The organism is Luteimonas sp. 100069 (assembly GCF_003813845.1).
Classification (GTDB): domain Bacteria; phylum Pseudomonadota; class Gammaproteobacteria; order Xanthomonadales; family Xanthomonadaceae; genus Luteimonas; species Luteimonas chenhongjianii.
On the sequence record NZ_RPFN01000001.1, the window covers coordinates 1,440,729 to 1,457,378 of the forward strand.

The 16,650-nt window shown below is 66.8% G+C and carries 17 protein-coding genes, 1 other RNA gene and 1 riboswitch; of the genes, 7 read left to right on the plus strand and 11 right to left on the minus strand.

The genetic code is table 11. The features are described from left to right. Nucleotides 1-12: 12 nt before the first annotated feature. Nucleotides 13-543, minus strand: coding sequence for a nucleotide exchange factor GrpE (gene grpE / locus EGK76_RS06365; RefSeq protein WP_096298175.1), 531 nt, complete (start codon nt 541-543; stop codon nt 13-15). Between the two features lie 63 nt (nt 544-606). Beyond that, entirely contained in the window at nt 607-1,650 is a 1,044-nt protein-coding gene (gene hrcA / locus EGK76_RS06370) for a heat-inducible transcriptional repressor HrcA (RefSeq protein WP_123832000.1), read from the minus strand. A 122-nt stretch (nt 1,651-1,772) separates the two neighbouring features. Between hrcA and recN the strand changes: the two genes are divergently transcribed. Beyond that, nucleotides 1,773-3,458, plus strand: coding sequence for a DNA repair protein RecN (recN, locus tag EGK76_RS06375; RefSeq protein ID WP_123832001.1), 1,686 nt, complete (start codon nt 1,773-1,775; stop codon nt 3,456-3,458). 51 nt (nt 3,459-3,509) lie between these two features. Here recN and fur read toward each other — a convergent pair whose 3' ends face one another. Next, entirely contained in the window at nt 3,510-3,914 is a 405-nt protein-coding gene (gene fur, locus EGK76_RS06380) for a ferric iron uptake transcriptional regulator (protein ID WP_096298169.1), read from the minus strand. 118 nt (nt 3,915-4,032) lie between these two features. Between fur and bamE the strand changes: the two genes are divergently transcribed. Then, a complete protein-coding gene (gene bamE, locus EGK76_RS06385; protein ID WP_123832002.1) occupies nt 4,033-4,413 on the plus strand; it encodes an outer membrane protein assembly factor BamE in 381 nt (126 codons plus the stop codon). Nucleotides 4,414-4,420: 7 nt separating this feature from the next. On the opposite strand, the gene EGK76_RS06390 is transcribed toward bamE, so the two are convergent. Then, nucleotides 4,421-4,705 carry an RnfH family protein gene (locus EGK76_RS06390; protein ID WP_255409776.1) on the minus strand — a complete coding sequence of 95 codons (285 nt, stop codon included), beginning with the start codon at nt 4,703-4,705 and terminating at the stop codon, nt 4,421-4,423. Next, on the minus strand, nt 4,702-5,136 hold the full coding sequence (locus tag EGK76_RS06395; protein ID WP_096298163.1) for a type II toxin-antitoxin system RatA family toxin: 435 nt from the start codon (nt 5,134-5,136) through the stop codon (nt 4,702-4,704). Before EGK76_RS06395 ends, EGK76_RS06390 begins: the two co-directional genes overlap by 4 nt. 38 nt (nt 5,137-5,174) lie before the next feature. On the opposite strand from EGK76_RS06395, the gene smpB reads away from it, so the two are divergent. After that, a complete protein-coding gene (gene smpB, locus EGK76_RS06400; protein ID WP_123832003.1) occupies nt 5,175-5,675 on the plus strand; it encodes an SsrA-binding protein SmpB in 501 nt (166 codons plus the stop codon). Between the two features lie 24 nt (nt 5,676-5,699). Here smpB and EGK76_RS06405 read toward each other — a convergent pair whose 3' ends face one another. Together EGK76_RS06405 and ssrA are read right to left on the minus strand one after the other, a co-directional pair. Further along, nucleotides 5,700-7,805, minus strand: coding sequence for a CHASE domain-containing protein (locus EGK76_RS06405; RefSeq protein ID WP_158613458.1), 2,106 nt, complete (start codon nt 7,803-7,805; stop codon nt 5,700-5,702). Nucleotides 7,806-7,971: 166 nt separating this feature from the next. Continuing rightward, nucleotides 7,972-8,325, minus strand: a transfer-messenger RNA (tmRNA) gene (gene ssrA / locus EGK76_RS06410). A 412-nt stretch (nt 8,326-8,737) separates the two neighbouring features. Here ssrA and EGK76_RS06415 point away from each other — a divergent pair. From EGK76_RS06415 to EGK76_RS06425, 3 genes are all read left to right on the plus strand, one after another. Continuing rightward, a complete protein-coding gene (locus EGK76_RS06415; RefSeq protein ID WP_123832005.1) occupies nt 8,738-9,049 on the plus strand; it encodes a hypothetical protein in 312 nt (103 codons plus the stop codon). A gap of 326 nt (nt 9,050-9,375) precedes the next feature. Next, nucleotides 9,376-9,524: riboswitch (yybP-ykoY riboswitch) on the plus strand. 22 nt (nt 9,525-9,546) lie between these two features. After that, nucleotides 9,547-10,140 (plus strand): manganese efflux pump MntP, encoded by a 594-nt coding sequence (mntP, locus tag EGK76_RS06420; RefSeq protein ID WP_096300489.1) that lies wholly within the window; start codon nt 9,547-9,549, stop codon nt 10,138-10,140. A 75-nt stretch (nt 10,141-10,215) separates the two neighbouring features. Beyond that, entirely contained in the window at nt 10,216-10,713 is a 498-nt protein-coding gene (locus EGK76_RS06425) for a hypothetical protein (RefSeq protein WP_096298157.1), read from the plus strand. Nucleotides 10,714-10,842: 129 nt separating this feature from the next. Here EGK76_RS06425 and EGK76_RS06430 read toward each other — a convergent pair whose 3' ends face one another. The 4 genes from EGK76_RS06430 to EGK76_RS06445 all read right to left on the minus strand — a co-directional run bounded on the left by EGK76_RS06430 (nt 10,843) and on the right by EGK76_RS06445 (nt 15,727). Continuing rightward, nucleotides 10,843-11,211, minus strand: a complete 369-nt coding sequence (locus EGK76_RS06430) for a response regulator (RefSeq protein ID WP_096298155.1) — start codon at nt 11,209-11,211, stop codon at nt 10,843-10,845. Next, nucleotides 11,204-12,706: a PAS domain S-box protein gene (locus EGK76_RS06435; protein ID WP_123832006.1), complete on the minus strand. Its 1,503-nt coding sequence runs from the start codon at nt 12,704-12,706 to the stop codon at nt 11,204-11,206. Before EGK76_RS06435 ends, EGK76_RS06430 begins: the two co-directional genes overlap by 8 nt. Nucleotides 12,707-13,791: 1,085 nt before the next feature. Beyond that, nucleotides 13,792-14,448: a hypothetical protein gene (locus EGK76_RS06440; RefSeq protein ID WP_123832007.1), complete on the minus strand. Its 657-nt coding sequence runs from the start codon at nt 14,446-14,448 to the stop codon at nt 13,792-13,794. 481 nt (nt 14,449-14,929) lie between these two features. Then, a complete protein-coding gene (locus tag EGK76_RS06445; protein WP_123832008.1) occupies nt 14,930-15,727 on the minus strand; it encodes a M15 family metallopeptidase in 798 nt (265 codons plus the stop codon). A gap of 247 nt (nt 15,728-15,974) precedes the next feature. Between EGK76_RS06445 and EGK76_RS06450 the strand changes: the two genes are divergently transcribed. Next, nucleotides 15,975-16,526, plus strand: coding sequence for a hypothetical protein (locus tag EGK76_RS06450; protein ID WP_123832009.1), 552 nt, complete (start codon nt 15,975-15,977; stop codon nt 16,524-16,526). Nucleotides 16,527-16,650 lie beyond the last annotated feature (124 nt).

Genomic DNA, 16,650 nt, shown 5'->3' on the forward strand with positions numbered 1-16,650 from the left:
GGGGGCGCCGCGTCAATCTGCCTTGGCGACGACGACCATGGCCGGGCGCAGCAGGCGCTCGTTGAGCAGGTAGCCCTTCTGGAACACCTGCGCCACCGCACCGCCCGGCACGCCGGGGGCATCGATCACGCTCATCGCCTGGTGGTGCTCCGGATTGAAGGCGTCGCCCGGCGCAGGCGCCACGGTGGCCAGGCCATTGCTCTCGGTCGCCTTGGTGAGCTCGCGCAGGGTCAGCTCGACCCCGTTGCGCAGCGGGTCGGCCTCGGGAGCACTGGCAAGACCCGCCTCGAGTGCGTCGAACACCGGTACCAGCGCCGCGAGCAGACGCTCGTTGGCGAAGCGGCGGGCGTTCTCGACCTCACGCGCGAGGCGCTTGCGCTGGTTCTCGAGATCGGCGCGCTCCAGCAACACCTGCGCCCGGAGCTGCTCGAGCTCGGCGCTTACAAGCTCGACCTGCTCGGCGAGCCGCTGCTCGACGGAAACCTCGGGGGCCTCGTCTTCTGGAATGTTCGGGGTCTGGGCATCGTGCTGTGGCTGGGTCATGTCTGGTTCCGGGGCGGGCGTCTGGCCGCCGACCTGCCAGCTATGGGGCCGTGCAGGCCCGATTCAAGGCTCGGGCTGCAGGGCCGCGCCGAGCAAGCTCGCGGTCGCCTGCACGACCGGAATCACCCGCTCGTAGGCCATGCGCGAGGGGCCGATCACCCCGAGTACGCCCAGTGTCCGGCCGCCGGCGCCGTAGGGCGCGGTCACCAGCGACATGCCCTCCAGCGGCGCCAGTCCGGTCTCCTCACCGATGAAGATCCGCACCCCGGGCGCACGCATGGTGCGTTCGAGCAGCTGCAGGATCTCGCGCTTGCGCGCGAAGGCTTCGAACAGCTCGCGCAGGCGGTCCAGGTCCGACAGGTCCTGCACGCCGATCAGGCGGTTCTGCCCGGCCAGCAGCATGTCCTCGTCACCCGGCACCAGCGCCTGCTCGGCGAGTTCCATGGTGTGGGACAGCAGCGCCTCCATCTCGTCGCGCGCGTGGCGCAGCTCCTCGACCAGGGCGGCGCGGATGTCGCCCAGCGGACGCCCGGCGAACTGCTGGTTGAGGTAGTTGGCCACCCGCTCGAGCTCACCGAGCTGGAAACTGCGCCGGGTCTGGAAGATCCGGTTCTGCACTTCGTGGTCGGCAAACACGATGATCGCCATCAGCCGCTGGCCGTCGAGCGGCAGGAAATCGATATGCCTGAAAGCCAGCTGCTCGCGGCTGGGTACCGACACCACACCGACGAAATGGGTCATCGCCGAGACCAGTTCCGAGGCGCTGCCGAGCAGCGAATGCTGGCCACCCGCGGCGCCGAGCTCGCCGCGCAGTCGATCCATCTCCGAGGCGCGCAGCGGTTTGACCTGCAGCAGCGAATCGACGAAGACGCGATAGCCCTGCGCGGTGGGGATGCGGCCGGCCGAGGTATGCGGCGAGGCCAGCAGGCCCGCCTCCTCGAGATCGGCGAGGATGTTGCGGATGGTCGCGGCGCTCACATCCAGCCCGGCGTGCTTCGCCAGGGTCTGCGATCCGACCGGCTCGCCGTCCTGGATATGCCGCCCGATCAGCGTACGCAACAGCTGGCGGGCACGCGGGTCGAGCGGATGGCGGCGTTCGGACGGCATGGGGGCGGTATACGGCGCGCCAAGCGGCGACGCAAGCGCGGCGTTCTCCGACTGTGAGACGGAGGCCCGGTATCAAGCGTTCCGCTATCCGCCCACGGCACGCCAAGGCACAATCCGCAACCATGCTGACCCATCTCGCCATCCGCAATTTCGCCGTCGCCAGCCAGTCCGACCTGGAGTTCGGCCCGGGCCTGACCGTCATTTCGGGCGAGACCGGCGCCGGCAAGTCGCTGCTGGTCGACGCGCTCGGGTTCCTGTCCGGCCAGCGCGCCGACAGCGGGATCGTGCGTCACGGCGCTGAACGCGCCGAGCTGCACGCGGAGTTCTCGCTCGAGGACGCCGCCCCCGCGCTGCGCTGGCTGCAGGACAACGAACTCGACGACGGCGGGATCGGGAATGGAATGGTCTGCCAGCTGCGCCGCACCCTGCGCGCTGACGGCGGCTCGCGCGCCTGGATCAATGGACGGCCGGCAACGATCGCCCAGCTCGGCGAACTGGCCGGGCATCTGGTGGAGATCCATGGTCAGCACGAACACCAGGCCCTGCTCGCCCGCGGCAGCCAGCTCGCCCTGCTGGACGCGCAGGCCGGCAATGGCGCCCTGCTTGCCGAGGTGCGTGCCTGCACGCAGGCCTGGCGCGCGCTGCACGAGGAGCGCGAAGCCCTCGCCGGCATCGGTGATGTGGAGGAGCGACGCGACTGGCTGCGCCACCAGCTCGGGGAACTCCAGGAGGAGGCCCTCCATGCCGAGGCGGTCGCGGAGCTGTTCGCAGCCCATCGGCGGCAGGCCAACGCGGCCGGCCTGATCCAGGCCTGCGATTCCGCACTCGAACGCATGCGCGGCGACGACGCCTTCGGCCTACCGCAGGCCCTGCAGACGCTGCGCCACGAGCTGGGCCGGATGCGCGCGCACGAGCCGCGCCTGGGCGAGGTGGATGCGCTGCTCGATGCCGCCGCGATCCAGCTCGACGAGGCCACGCTGCTGCTCGACCAGGTCCGTGACGATCTCGACATCGATCCCGGACAGCTGGCGACGCTGGAGCAGCGGCTTGTCCGCCTGCACGAGCTCGCGCGCAAGCACCGGGTCACGCCCGAGGAGCTCGCCGATGTACAGGCGCGCCTGAGCGCCGAGCTCGACCAGCTCGAAGGCGCCGGCGAGCGCCTGCTGCAACTCGACGACGAGATCGAGGCGGCGATGGCGCGCTGGCGTGCGGCCGCCGACCGCCTGGGCGCCGCCCGGCGCAGCGCAGCCAAGTCGCTGTCGAGTGCGACCACTTCCCTTATCCACGAGCTCGGCATGGGCGGTGGCGTGTTCGAGGTGGCGGTCGAAGCGCTCGACGTCACCCGCCCCGATCCGCAAGGCGCCGAACGCGTGGAGTTCATGGTGTCCGCGAACGCCGGGCAGCCGCCACGCCCGCTGCGCAAGGTCGCCTCGGGCGGTGAGCTCTCGCGCATTTCGCTGGCGATCGAAGTCGCCGCGCTCGGAAGCGACGCGGTGCCGACCATGGTGTTCGACGAGGTCGATTCGGGGATCGGCGGCGCGGTGGCCGATATCGTCGGCCGCAAGCTCCGTGCGCTCGGTGCCGGGCGCCAGGTGCTGTGCGTGACCCATCTGCCGCAGGTTGCCGCGAAAGGCCATGCGCACTACCGCGTGCACAAGGCCGCGAGCGATGGCGCGACGGAGAGCCGGGTGTCGAGGCTCGACGACCGCGAGCGCGCCGAGGAACTGGCGCGGATGCTCGGCGGCGTGGAGATCAGCAAGGAAGCTCGCGCGGCGGCGCGCAAGCTGCTGGCGACTGCGGACGTCTGATCGAGGGGAAAGCGCGCGAGGACAGCGCGCGCCGGTCGATGCCGCGCTGGCTCAGCGCTTCTTGCGCACGTAGAGCACCAGCGAATGCTCTTCGAGGATGTAGCCGTACTGCTCGGCGATCTGCCGCTGCAGCTCCTCGATCTCGGCACTTTCGAACTCGATGATCTTGCCGGTGTCTACATCGACCATATGGTCGTGGTGGCCGCCGCGATCGAGTTCGTAGACGGCGTGGCCGCCCTCGAAGTTGTGCTTGAGCACGAGGCCCGCGGCTTCGAACTGGGTCAGCACGCGATAGACGGTGGCCAGACCGATCTCGTCGCCCTGGTCGAGCAACTGCCGATAGATGTCCTCGGCGGTCATGTGCTGCCGCGGCGTGCGGTGTTCGAGCAGTTGCAGGATCCGCATCCGCGGATGGGTCACTTTGAGTCCGGCCTTGCGCAGGTCGAGCGATTCCATGGGTGTCTCCAGGTACAGGCCGGCATTCCACTGGCGGTGAACGCCAGCTGCCTGAATCGCGGTCGCGGCGTCTGCGCAGTGTATCATCGGCCGGTCATCCAAGGCCGTCTCCCACGCCATGCACAAGCTTCTCCTCGTACCGGTTCTCGCCCTGGCCACCGCCGGTTGTGGCGTGCTCTACAAGCAGCCGATCTACCAGGGCAACCTGATCGATGGGTCCGCCGTCGAGCAGTTGCAGGTGGGCATGGGCAAGTCGCAGGTCGAAGCGCTGCTGGGCACGCCGTCGATTTCCGACCCCTTCCATCACCAGCGCTGGGATTACACCGCATCCGAACGCGTGGACCGGCGTGGCCGTACCGAGGTGAAGAATTTCACCGTGTTCTTCGAGAACGATCAGCTCGCGCGCTGGGAAGGCGACTATTTCCCCAAGCGCGATGAAGAACTCGCCGCGCAGATGCGCAAGTTCGGCAACCTGCCCCGCGAAAAGAACCGCCGCTGATCCAGCCTCAGCGGTCGCGCCCCTCGCGACTGGCTGCGGCGCGTCGCCGGCGCGCGTCCTTGGGATCGGCTTTCAGCGCTTCCAGCAGCTCGAGGCGGTCCCCATCGTGCAGCTCCGTGGATGGCTGCACGCGGAGTCCGAATACGGCGTAGCCGACCACGGCCTCGAGCGCTTCCGGACATGAAGCCCGGATCGTCGCCACGGCCTCGGCGACCGTGGCCTGCGCATCCAGCGACAAGGTCCAGTCCATATGGCGCCCGGGCCAGGCCCGGACCACGTGCACCTGTTTCACCCGGCGTTCTCGCGATCGGCAACGCGGACGAAGTCGTTGACCATGCGATCCGCCAGGCCCTGGAAGCCCAGAGTCAACGCGGGCAGCAGCAGGCGGCTCCGGGGTTCGAATTCGAGCAGCAGCGTGACCTTGCTGCCGCCCTCGCCCAGCGCCTGGAAGGTCCACCGCCCGTGCAGCGACTTGAAGGGACCATCGCGCAACTGCATGTCGATCGAGTCGGGTGGCGAGAGGGTGTTTTCAGTCGTGAACCACGTGCGCAAGGCGCCAAGCCCGAGATCGAGCCGCGCAACCATGCGCGATTCCGAGTCCTCCTGGATCTCGGCGGCGTCGCACCAGGCAAAGCGGCGCGGATAGGCGGCCACATCATTGACCAGCGCATACATGCGTTCGGGGGGATGCCCGACCAGGGCACTACGTTCAATCTTGGGCATGACTCGCCTGGGGAAGCTGCTTCGGAGACAATGGACGGATGAGCAAGAAAAGCGGTGGCAGCAAGGATAAGGCAAACAGCACGGGCACCATCGCGCTGAACAAACGCGCTCGGCACGAATACCAGCTCGAGGACCGATTCGAGGCGGGTCTCGCGCTGCAGGGCTGGGAACTCAAGGCGATCCGCGCGGGACGGGCCAACATCGGCGACAGCTACGCGGTCGTGCTCCGCGGCGAGCTGTTTCTGGTCGGCGCGCAGATCACGCCGCTGATCCAGGCCTCGACGCACGTGGTCGCCGATGCGCACCGCACGCGCAAGCTGCTGCTGCACCGCCGGGAGATCGACACACTGATCGGCCGCGTGCAGCGCGACGGCTACACCGTGGTGCCGACGGCGCTCTACTGGAAGGGCAACAAGATCAAGGCCGAGATCGCGCTCGCCAAGGGCAAGCAGAAACACGACAAGCGCGACGCCGAACGCGATCGCGACTGGGCGCGGGACAAGCAGCGCGCGATGCGGGCGCACAACAAGAACGCCTGAGCCTCGCCACCCCCGCGGCCGTCATTACGTGGCGCGCGGGGTTGGCGCCAGTGTGAAGCGGAATGTCGCGCCGGCTCCCGGCTGTCCGCTGGCTTCGATCGTGCCGCCATGGCGCTCGACGATGCGGCGCACGGAGGCCAGACCCACACCGTGCCCCTTGAATTCGTCGTCGCGATGCAGGCGCTGGAACGGACGGAACAGCTTGCCGGCGTACTCGCTGTTGAAGCCCGCGCCGTTGTCGGTCACGTAGAAGATGCCGCCCGGCTCGCTGCCGAATTCGATGGTCGCGCGCTCGGTATTGGCGGTGAATTTCCACGCATTGCCGAGCAGGTTCTCGAGCAGGTTGCGCACCAGGGCCGCGTCGCCCTCGGCCTGCAGTCCCGGGGCAATGCGCACAGTCACGTCGCGCCCGGGCTCGGTCTGTCTCAGTTCCGTGATCACCTCGCTGGCCATGCGGCTCAGATCCAGAGGCGAACGCCTGAACTCGCCGCGGCTGATCCTCGACATCATCAGCAGCGCATCGATCAGGCCATCCATGCGCGCGGCAGCGTTGCGCACCCGCGCCAGATAATCCTGCCCTTGCGCATCCAGCAGCGCTTCGTAACGCTCGGCGAGGATGCGCCCGAAACCGTCGATGCTGCGCAGCGGCGCCCGCAGGTCGTGCGACACGATATAGGCGAAGGATTCGAGCTCGTGGTTGGCCTGGGTGAGCTCGCGCGTGCGTTCCTCGACGCGGGATTCGAGCGTGCGATTGAGCGCATGCACCTGCGCCTCCGCACGCACGCGCTCGGTGACGTCTTCGACCTGGACCAGCCGGGCCACATCGCTTTCCTCCTCGCCAGGCATCAGCGTCGATGCCAGATGCACCTCACGCAGGTCTCCGTCGCGGCGCCGCAGCTGGCGCCTGCTGCGGAAGACACCTTCCCGCAGCGCCTGCGTCTCCTGGGTGCGGGATACATCGTCGCCACTGTCGGCCAGATAGCTCCGGAACCTGGTCCCGTTCAGCACCGCTTGGCTGACCCCCGCGATCTCGGCCATGGCCGGGTTGCTTTCGACGATGACGCCCTCCCGGTCGAGCAGCACCATGCCGATCGCCGAATACCGCATCGCGTTGCGGAAGCGCTGCTCGCTGCGCCGGTAGGAATCGCTGAGGCGATGGGCGAGCGTTTCGGCGCGCGACTGGGTGCGCGCAAGCGCCAGCACCACCGCGAACAGCAACAGCGATGCAATGACACCGGCCACCAGTGTCGCCTGCAGCTCACGCATGCCGCCCGAGGTCAGCGCGCCAACATGTTGGAAATCGTAACGCCAGGTCCGCCCGTACAGCTGCTGGCTGAGGGTGTGCAGCGGACGCGCATCCACGGCGTCGCTCCAGCCATTGGACGCGAGCAACGGACGCTCCTCGCCCCCGGTCACATCGACGATGCGGAACGCAATATCGTGCCCGATCGGAACCAACGAACGGTCGGTAAACTCCGTGCTCCGGAACGGGGCGTAGACCCAGCCGACCAGCGCGGTTTCACGGCCAGCCCCGGACACGGGCAGGCGCGCGGTGCGATACACCGGCGCGAACATCAGCACGCCTTCCTGTCCATCGCGTCCGTGCTGTCGCAGACGCAAGGGGGCGCTGAGCCTCACTTCGCCACTGTCGCGCGCGGCGTCCATCGCACTGCGCCTGACCGGGTCGTTGTACTGGTCATAGCCGATCCCCGCACGACTGGATTCGGTCTCGGGTTCGAAATAGAGGATCGCGCCGTAGCGCTCCCGCACACCGCGCGGCGTCACGGTGAAGAGCCCCTCGCCCAGCTCGCGCTGGCGCAGCTGGAGCTCGGCGAGCGAGTGCGGGTCCAGATACGCCACATACCCCAGCCCCATCAGGCCAGGCAGCTGACGGCGGATATCGAGTCCGTCGACGTAACCTCGCCACTGACGCGAAGTCGGTGTATCGACGGCGGCGCTATGCAGCGCAACGCCGCCCCTGAGACTGAGCTCGTACTGCAGCAGTCTCTGTCGGACCGTATCTGCGAGTTGGTCGGCCTCGGCGATGAAGCTCGCTCCGGCGAGCTTGCGCTCGCGCTCGCCAGCGCCCCGGGCGTAGAGGCCCACCATCAGCAGGGACCCCAGCAGCACGAGGAGCGCGAGAAAATGACTGCGACGCAGGCGCCAGCTCGACCGACTTCGACCAGCGGGATCTTGGCGTGAACGGAGCGCGAACATCACGACAGCATAACGATCCGAGACGATTCCGACTGCTGCAGATCATGAAAACGGGCCCGAAGGCCCGTTTTCATCAAGATGGTGGAGGTGGCGGGAATCGAACCCGCGTCCGAAGGCACTCCATCCCCGGTACTACATGCTTAGCTCACCGTTGGATCTCGCCCCGGAACAGCACGGTGCGCGAAGCGCATCCCGGGACCAGCCTGCTTTGGTTAAGCCGTGACTGACAGGCAGCCATCACAGCCGGTTCCGTGATAATGACCCTACATCCACGAGCACGGGCACAAGTGGGTTCGGGGCTTACGCCTTAAGCGGCGAGAGCGTAGTTGTCGTCGTTGGCAACTAAAGTTTTGCTGCTGGATTTACGAGGAAAGCGGCCCCCTCGGCATGCACCAGGCAACTTCGCGACCCCCGTCGAAGCCATGGCACCCCCGGTGAACTGGGATCTCAAGCGGCTTCAGGCTGGTGGGTTGACCATTTCCTGACCAAACGGATCTTACAGCAGCCGGCAGTCCACGCGCTGAACGATGCCGACGTCCGGAGTCTACAGTAGACGGCCTGACCGCACGCGTGGGACACGCCGGAGGCAAAACCCCGCCACCGCCATGCGCGAAGGCGGAATACGCTTTAACCGCCACCACAATGGCCTGCTCCCTTGAAACCGGTCTTCGTGTCTGGCACCTGCTGCACGCCCCGAACAACCGCTCCTGTGGAACAAGCCTGCGCGGCATGACAGCCACATCAGGGCGGCCGACGCCCGAGCGCGCCCCACCGAATCTGCTCTGCGAAGCCGACAAGTCCAACTGCTATCTTCGGCAGCACTACGGACCCCGAAGGAGTAGGACATGGACCGCTTGAATCGACTGGCAAGCGTCGGGGCGCTCACTCTTTCGGGGCTCTGCGCTGCTGCAACGCTCGAAGCCGCTCCAATCCGTTGCGATACGTGCGTCACGGATGAGGATTTCAAAGCGCGGGCATTGGAACATGGCCCGGGGACGCACTACGTGTTCAATCTGCCGGCCAACGTGATCCAGACGTGGCGGGTACCCGCACCTACCCGATCGAACTCGACTAAAGCCACGGCGCTGTCGGCGGAGATGGAAGCGAGCGCCGAACCCGCCTCGAGCAAAGAGCAGGCGGGCGACCCCGAACGCTGAAGATGGATTCGAGCCGTTAGCTGGGGGGCTTCAGGCGACCACGGGCGAGATCTCGTCTCCAACAGGCTTCAGCCACGCCTCCGAAGCCAGAGCGGTACTGTCGGCCGACCAGCAGTCGTGCACGAGCTCGAGAGGAGTGGGCCCGGAAGCGAGCCCGCGCAGCCGCGCGATCAGGACACCGCAGGGGAAGCTGCAGCGCCCGCGTCCGGAGGTTGCTGAGGAACGCCCGGCGTCCACGCGCCCCGGCTCTATCGTTCCACCTATGTTGGATGCCTCGGGCTATACGTGTGCATCGGCGCGTACGCGCTGCTAGCATGCGCGTCCCCTTGGGGAGTAGCCGGCCTCCGTACGCGGAGGCGCCCGCGTCAACACACTCGATCTGCATGATCGTGGTGCGGGCAACCAGTCCAGGTAGGCGAGACCAGCGGCATGCCGGCGCAACGGAGTTGGGCGCGCTGGCGGCTGCACGCCATCTCCGCCCGACCGCATCCAATTCGATGTCCTTCTTCTCGATCCTCCTGATCGGCTTTGCCATGTCCACCGACGCCTTTGCCGCCGCTGTCGGCAAGGGGGCGGCGATGCAACGTCCGCGATTCGCCGAGGCGTTGCGCGTCGGCGCGATCTTCGGCGTCATCGAGGCCGTGACCCCTGTCGTCGGCTGGGCGCTGGGCCTTGCCGCGGCGGCCTATGTGACCGCATGGGATCACTGGATCGCCTTCGTACTGCTTGGCGTGCTCGGCGCCTTCATGCTGATCAGCGGACTCCGCTCCGACACGACGGACACGCAGCACGAGAGAACGCGTCCCCACGGCTTCTGGAACCTGGCCGCGACCGGTTTCGCGACCAGCATCGATGCGATGGCGGTCGGCGTGGGCCTGGCCTTTCTGGAGGTCAACATCCTCGTGGTCGCTGCAGTGATCGGCATCTGCACGCTGGTGATGGTGACCACGGGGGTGATGCTGGGACGCGCCCTGGGCGTTGTTGCGGGCAAGCGCGCGGAGATACTCGGCGGCGTGATTCTCATCCTGGTGGGCAGTTTCATCCTTCACGAACATCTGTCCGGAAACGCCGCGGTCTTCGGCGTGGGGTGACCTGCGCCCGATTCACGGCCCAGCGACAACTTGCTGCGGATGCTCAATCGATCCGGTCCTGCCGTGGAGTCGCCCATGAAGATCCGTCGTGTCTACAGCACGTCTTCCCTGCCCGCGGCGGAAGCCGCGGTACGCGCCGTCCGAAGCGCGGGCATTCCCGACGAGGACGTCTCGCTCGTGGCACGCGGTGACATCGAACTCCAGGCGATGCCCGAGCACCAGAAGGAAGCCCCGACCGACTTCAAGCACGCGGCGATCCGCGGCGCAGGCATCGGTGGGGCAACCGGACTGCTCGCTGGCCTTGTCGCGGTCGCCATACCGCCGCTCGGGCTCACGCTTGCGGGCGTGGCGCTGACGACCCTGGGCGGCGCCGCCATCGGAACCTGGGCCTCGTCCATGGTGGGGGCGTCCCTGCCCGATCCTGTGCGGCGGAAGTTCGAGGAGGAGATCGAGTCGGGCCGCATCCTGGTCGTGATCGACGGGGAAAAGGAATCGCTCGCCCCGGCGGAGGCCGCATTGCGCGAAGCAGGCGCGGTACACCTGCCCTATGAAGACGCGTCGGCCTTGAGTTGATCGGGGCAGCGTTTCGCGCCGCAGCGAACTTCAGGACCCGAGTGCAGCCCGGCGTCAACGACGCGACATGCCATCACGGCTGCCGCCCTGCCCTGCGAGATTGAAATCGCGTTGTTGAGCCGCTAACGATCAGCGCGGAAGCCGGCGCAACGCGGACAGCACCGCAGCCGTCCCGACCGGTTTCTCCAGGATGCATTCCTGCAGGTATCGAGCCCGGATCGTGTGCCGGTCGTAGCCCGTGACCAGCACGAACGGGATTCCCCTCTCCGCCAGTACGTCGGCGACCGGGTAGACCTCCTCGCCCCGCAGATTGACGTCGAGGACCGCCAGATCCAGCCGCGCGGCTTCGTCAACGAGCTTCAGGGCACGCTCGACCGACGGCGCCGGGCCGATCACGATCGCGGTCTGGTCGGCGAGCTCTTCGGCGAGGGCCGCGGCAATGGAGTAATCGTCCTCGACCACAAGAACGCGACACCCTGCGAGGTTGCGCTCATCCATGGGTCATGACGTCCGGAGATGTCGCGTCGGACACGGGCACCTCGATAGTGCAACGCACGCCGTCGGGACCGAGCTCGTATGACGTGCGGGCATCGAGCTGGTAAGGCAGCGCGTACTCGATCAGTTCGCGACCGTAACCGCTGCCCTGGGGCGCGGCCGCAGCGCGCGTCATGTCGACGCAACTCTCCGTCCACTCGATATGCAGGGACGGATGGCCGTCCCGCCGCATCGCACGCCAGCGCAGCGACAATCTGCCCTGCTCCTGCTCCTGCGCCAGTGCTCCGTACTTCAACGCATTGGTCGCGAGTTCGTGCAGGGCCAGCGCGAACGTCTGGACCGTGCCGGAGCGCAGGTAGACCCCGGACGGGCCCGAGAGCTCCACCCGCTCACTGTTTCCCGCGTCGTCCAGCGCGCCCATGGCCGACAGCTCAGCGCGCACGAGCGCATCGAAAGCGATCCGGTCCCCTTCCTGCAACTGCGAGAGCAGGCCCTGCACGCGGGCAAGTGCGCCGAGCCGGCTCGTGTAGGACTTCGCCAGGGCGTGGATGTCGGGACTGGTGCGACGCGTCTTGTCGAATATGGTCAACACGACCGCCATGAGGTTGCGCGTGCGGTGTTGCAGCTCGCGAAGCAGCACCTGCTGCCGCTCATCCCAGTGTTTGCGCTCCGTGCTGTCACGACCCACCTTCAGAAAGCCGCTGGTATTTCCGAAGGGGTCGATGAGCGGCCGCGTGGCGCCATCGATGAAGACGCGGTTGCCATCGCGGCATGCGTGCCAACGCACATCCGGCGCGACGCCTTCAGCCTGGGCGACGCGCATTTCCTCGGCGGGCACACCCGCGGCGCGGTCCTCCTCGGTGAAGGTGATCTCCGCGTGCTGGCCGATCGCCTCCTCCGGAGTCCACCCGAACACGGCCTCGGCGCCCGGCGGCCAGCTTTCGATGATGCCGGCCGCATCAGTGGTGAAGATCGCGTAGTCCAGCGCCGTGGTGACGATGCCCCGGTAGCGCGCCTCGCTCTCGCGCAGCGCCGCCTGGGACTTCGCCCGTTGCCGCCGGGCCTGGGCATCGTAGGCGGCCAGCGACTCTCCGAACGCCTGGTCGAGCGTCTCGTTGAAACGCAGCAACTGCTGGCTTCGCTCCGCATCGCGCGGCTCGCCCGTCTTCAGCCAGGCCTTGAGGACCGTCGCGCGCAGCGCACGGTAGTCAGCGGCTAACTGGGACACCGAGAGATCATCTCCGTGCCGCACCGCGCCGTAGAACGCCGCCGCCGATCCGGACTCGGCGATGTCACCGCGCGCGCGCTCACGCGCCTGCTGCCCGGTCGGGCTAGATTCGGTTTCCATGTCGACCGCGATGGCCCTCAGGATCTGCTCGGCATGACGACCCAGCCCCAGGCTGGCTCCGGAGCCCGCCGGTGCATACGAGCTCGAGATCGCGTTCCACTCAGACAGGAGTTCGCGCACGTTTTCCTGGATGAAGCGCGACAGCTTCATTTGCGTTGCCTGCCTGTCGGCAGGACGACGGACGGATGGCGCATCGGGGCCTCGAGTCGCATGAGCTTGTCGTCTGGAGGCGAAAACCTACTAGGCCGTCGTCACGTGCCGGGTGAAGAGGCGCGGCGAGCATGCGGTCTGTGCTTGCCTCCGTGTCTGCAGGTACAGGGAGGAAACGACGGCATGGGTTCCTCGGCAGGGATGTCTTCGCCCCACGCAGCCAGCAGGCATCGAGGCTCGAACCGGAACCACAGGGCAGAAACGAAGAAGCCCCGACGGTGGGTCAGGGCTTCTGCGACGTTGTGAGTTCCGGGACATCTGGAGCCGCGGTCGCGCTGAGGTGCCAGCACTCGGGCTCACGGGCTGCGGGCAGTCTGGTCGCTTGAATGGACGAAGCGCTGCAGCGGTCACGCGTGTTCGGACGGCGGGGCGCTGGGCCCCGCCGAAGGCGCTACTTTTTGCTGCTTTTGTACGGGTTCTGCGCCATTGCCGAATCACCCGTGGACTTCGACGCAGTCTTGGAGCCCTTGTCCTTCGACGCTTTCGAGGCCGCAGTCACAGCCTTGGGGCTCGTCTGTTCGTTCTTCGTCGCCATGGTGGAGTCTCGTTGGCCGGCCCGCTGCCGGCCAGCCGATCCTGCGCCTGCGCCGTGCTAGGCGCCAGCCTTGGGGGGCCGTTCCTGACCGTCGGTAAGTCAGTATTGTTGTTGATGAAATTCTGTGCAGAAAGATGACCGCGCGGGGCCTCCAACCGAAGCTCTTCCTTGGCGCATTCATCCCACGGCTTGCCAGAGCGACGGCACCGGCAAGTCTGCTTGCTGGTTCCCGTTGCAGGTACGCGCCCGAGCGCTACCGGTGGCATCTGAAGTCGGGGTCTCCAGTCGAATACCGGCAATCCGGCATCCGGCGCCTGGGCTCGATCGCGCCGCGCTATCGCAGCCGGGTCGCGGCGTTGCCTGCCTGACGCCACTGATCCAAAGCTGGAGTCATACATGGATTCGGCCCTCCCACCGGCTGACCCTCCTGGAGATGGCGCACGACTGTCCGCCGGGGGTCTGGGGCGAAGCGTGGGCGCAGACAACGACGTCAGCTGCAAAACCGGTCACGGGCCTCGAGCGCGTCTTTCATGAATGCCGCATCCCTCGGCGCATCGGAGTTGTAGGCCTGCTCGACCGTCCTGCGAAGTGCGGGACACGGATCGTCGGTATATCCCGGCGGCCACAGCCCGGTCAGCATTGCGAAGCCCCTGACGATGTCGCGCCCGGTGATGCTTCGCCTCATCCTGAGACTGTCCGGCCGCGAGCCTCCAGCGCGGCCCTCCTCCAGGAAGCGCCTCTCCGAGAACTCGATCCCTTCGACTGACCGTGCCCAACCCGAGTAATCGATCTCGATGCGCGTATCCGCGCCATCGACGCTCGGATCAGAAACACGTGCGGCAGCAGACTCTGGAACCGACGGTGCGGCTCCGGTCGGGCGAACTCCTTGATTGCCGAGCCAGCGCTTCGCCGTGTCGCCCCGGTGCGCATGCTCCATGCGGACCGGAGGCACTCCTGCCTGCTCCGGAACTTCGACGTACGCAAGAACGTACTCGAGCTTCAGACCCGTTGGGTTCCGGGTTGCGTAGCGCCGGTCCTGAAGCAGAAGGCACAGCATCATCGAGACAACCAGTACCGAGACGAGCGCACTCACCGCGCGCGCCAGGTAATCCGATGGTTCCAGCGATTGCGGTCCCGCCCTGTGCATGGCGCGAAGCCTAGCGGACCGGGGAAGCGGTCATATGGACGGTGTACCCGATCGCAGAGAGCAGCTGCCCCCAACGTGCGCGGCGCCACTCGCTGTCCCGGGAATCGCATGCACCGCTTGGGGCAAGTAGCCCGCCGAGCCAGTGAGTCGGAGCCGCCAGCCCCCTCTGCCCGGAAAAGCGTCGGGCTTCACCTGACCCGTCAACCGGGGCGGGAAGCATTGAACCAGGTCCGCGCGGACCATGGCATGCGCTCTGCCTGACGCCCATTCCTCCTCCTTGAGGTCACCTGTCCCGGCATTGCCGACAGGTGTCGATCCTAGATCCTATCGAGCAACCAACTCCGCACCTGCTGCCAGAAAAAGAAGAAAGGCGGATTGGCGGAGAGAGTGGGATCGGGTCGACTTGCCCCTAAACCCTTGATCTCCATGCAGAACGCAAACCGGCTTGTGTCCTAGTTTGTGTCCCGTGATCGTAATACAACTAGGTCGGGGTGAGCCAACCCGGCTGGGACGCCACGGCTCCCCTGCGCACCCCGGCTGAGCAAGCGGCTCCATTGGCAAGGCCTGACCAAGCATTTCTTGGCCACGGCGAGCCTGTTGCGAGGTTCGCTTGGGCGTTGGGGAATCCCCAATTGGCCAAGCATTTCACTCCAACGCAACCGAGCGTGGATATAGCCAGATGGACCCCAGGCCACACCTCGACCGGGGCCGGTAGATCCACCCACTGACGGCGCGTCTCCCCACGCTGCAGGGATCGCATGGCCAGCAAGCATTCCTCGCGCATCTCGACGTGGGGCATGTCCTGGAAGTCGGTCCATGCTCCGCCCCAGCGCAACCCCGCCGCTGTTGCCAGCGCTCCGAACCGCGCGTAGCCATCCCTGACATGTGAGTGGGTCAGATCCCAGCTGGGGCGGTTGCGAACATGGATGACCATGTCGACCGCGAAGCCGTGGTTGTGGCAACTGCGTCCCGCACCCACTTGGGTCACGCCGCCCCCCGTGGCCAGCAGCGCTGCCTGGCGAGCGTCCGACCGGAACCCTTCCATCAGGCGCAGATCGAATCCCTCTTCGCGCATGACCCCCTGGATGGGTTCCAGCTTCAAACGCAGATCGGGGTGAACGCCGTCCCATTGCGGCGCGTCGCCGTGTCGGTGAAACCAGCGTTGGAACCAGGTGCGCTTCGGAGTGACATGCACTTCGTGCTCGCCCTGGGCAGGCACGTGCGCGTGGGCTTGACCCGCCAGCAAAGCGGCAGCAAGAAAGGGGGCGAGGTATTTCATGGGTGGGTGCGCCTACTCAACGGGATTGATCCCATCAAACAGCGGCTTTTCAAGCGCGCAACCCCCCCGCCCTTGCGTGTTTTAAGCGCTGTCGTAGAACTTAAAGGGCAGGACCTGTCGCCTGCAGCCCTCCAGCCCCTTGGCGCCTCCTCCTTGGGTCGGGGGGCTTTTTCATGCGTAGAGCAGTCCTTGCGCGTTCGAAACCTCCAGCTATCCGTGGATGCATACCCCACGGTCAGGAGGCTTCATGAAATTTCCCCACGCGTTGCTCGCTTTGTCGCTCGGTTTGGCATCCGCCACCGCAGCCGCCCAGTCCCCCACCTCCCCTGCGGAGCCAGTGCCCCAAGATTTGCATCAGTGCGCCAGTGCTATTGGCGACGTGCCCAACGCCATCGATGTCTGCACCCGGATGCTGTCGAGCCTCGATCCATCCCGCTATGTCCAGATCTCGGGTCGGTTCAATGGCGTGGATGGTGACGATCCGCAGGCCCACTCCCCTGACGCGGTCGCCATTGGCCCGCGTGCGCTGGCGACTGGCTACTCAACGGTGGCCATCGGCGACCAAGCACATGCAGACGCCGGGCTCGACGGCCATGGGGCAATGGCGCTTGGCGCGCAAAGCCAAGCGCGCGGGGTGTCGGCCACGGCTGCTGGTCAAGGCGCGCTCGCGGAAGACATGTTCTCCACCGCGCTGGGCGCCCAGGCGGTCTCGCGCAAAGGCAGCTTGGCCGCTGGCGCTGGCGCGGTTGCTGCGGGCCACGTCAGCACGGCCGTAGGTCCCACCGACGTCCCCCCGTAATTGAGTAGCGGACTGCTTTGGAGTCCAATCCCAACGAGAAGGAGATTGGACGTGAAGAAGCGTTTCAGCGAAGAACAGATCATCGGCTTCCTGCGTGAGGCCGAGGCCGGTTTGCCGGTCAAGG

Excerpts from the sequence above, each read along its gene's own strand:
- smpB (WP_123832003.1), top strand. The coding sequence starts at position 5,175 with ATGAGCAAGAAAAGCGGTGGCAGCAAGGATAAGGCAAACAGCACGGGC.
- grpE (WP_096298175.1), bottom strand. The coding sequence starts at position 543 with ATGACCCAGCCACAGCACGATGCCCAGACCCCGAACATTCCAGAAGAC.
- EGK76_RS06425 (WP_096298157.1), top strand. The coding sequence starts at position 10,216 with ATGAAGATCCGTCGTGTCTACAGCACGTCTTCCCTGCCCGCGGCGGAA.
- hrcA (WP_123832000.1), bottom strand. The coding sequence starts at position 1,650 with ATGCCGTCCGAACGCCGCCATCCGCTCGACCCGCGTGCCCGCCAGCTG.
- EGK76_RS06395 (WP_096298163.1), bottom strand. The coding sequence starts at position 5,136 with ATGCCCAAGATTGAACGTAGTGCCCTGGTCGGGCATCCCCCCGAACGC.
- mntP (WP_096300489.1), top strand. The coding sequence starts at position 9,547 with ATGTCCTTCTTCTCGATCCTCCTGATCGGCTTTGCCATGTCCACCGAC.
- EGK76_RS06440 (WP_123832007.1), bottom strand. The coding sequence starts at position 14,448 with ATGCACAGGGCGGGACCGCAATCGCTGGAACCATCGGATTACCTGGCG.
- EGK76_RS06450 (WP_123832009.1), top strand. The coding sequence starts at position 15,975 with ATGAAATTTCCCCACGCGTTGCTCGCTTTGTCGCTCGGTTTGGCATCC.
- bamE (WP_123832002.1), top strand. The coding sequence starts at position 4,033 with ATGCACAAGCTTCTCCTCGTACCGGTTCTCGCCCTGGCCACCGCCGGT.
- EGK76_RS06415 (WP_123832005.1), top strand. The coding sequence starts at position 8,738 with ATGGACCGCTTGAATCGACTGGCAAGCGTCGGGGCGCTCACTCTTTCG.
- EGK76_RS06430 (WP_096298155.1), bottom strand. The coding sequence starts at position 11,211 with ATGGATGAGCGCAACCTCGCAGGGTGTCGCGTTCTTGTGGTCGAGGAC.
- fur (WP_096298169.1), bottom strand. The coding sequence starts at position 3,914 with ATGGAATCGCTCGACCTGCGCAAGGCCGGACTCAAAGTGACCCATCCG.
- EGK76_RS06435 (WP_123832006.1), bottom strand. The coding sequence starts at position 12,706 with ATGAAGCTGTCGCGCTTCATCCAGGAAAACGTGCGCGAACTCCTGTCT.
- EGK76_RS06445 (WP_123832008.1), bottom strand. The coding sequence starts at position 15,727 with ATGAAATACCTCGCCCCCTTTCTTGCTGCCGCTTTGCTGGCGGGTCAA.
- recN (WP_123832001.1), top strand. The coding sequence starts at position 1,773 with ATGCTGACCCATCTCGCCATCCGCAATTTCGCCGTCGCCAGCCAGTCC.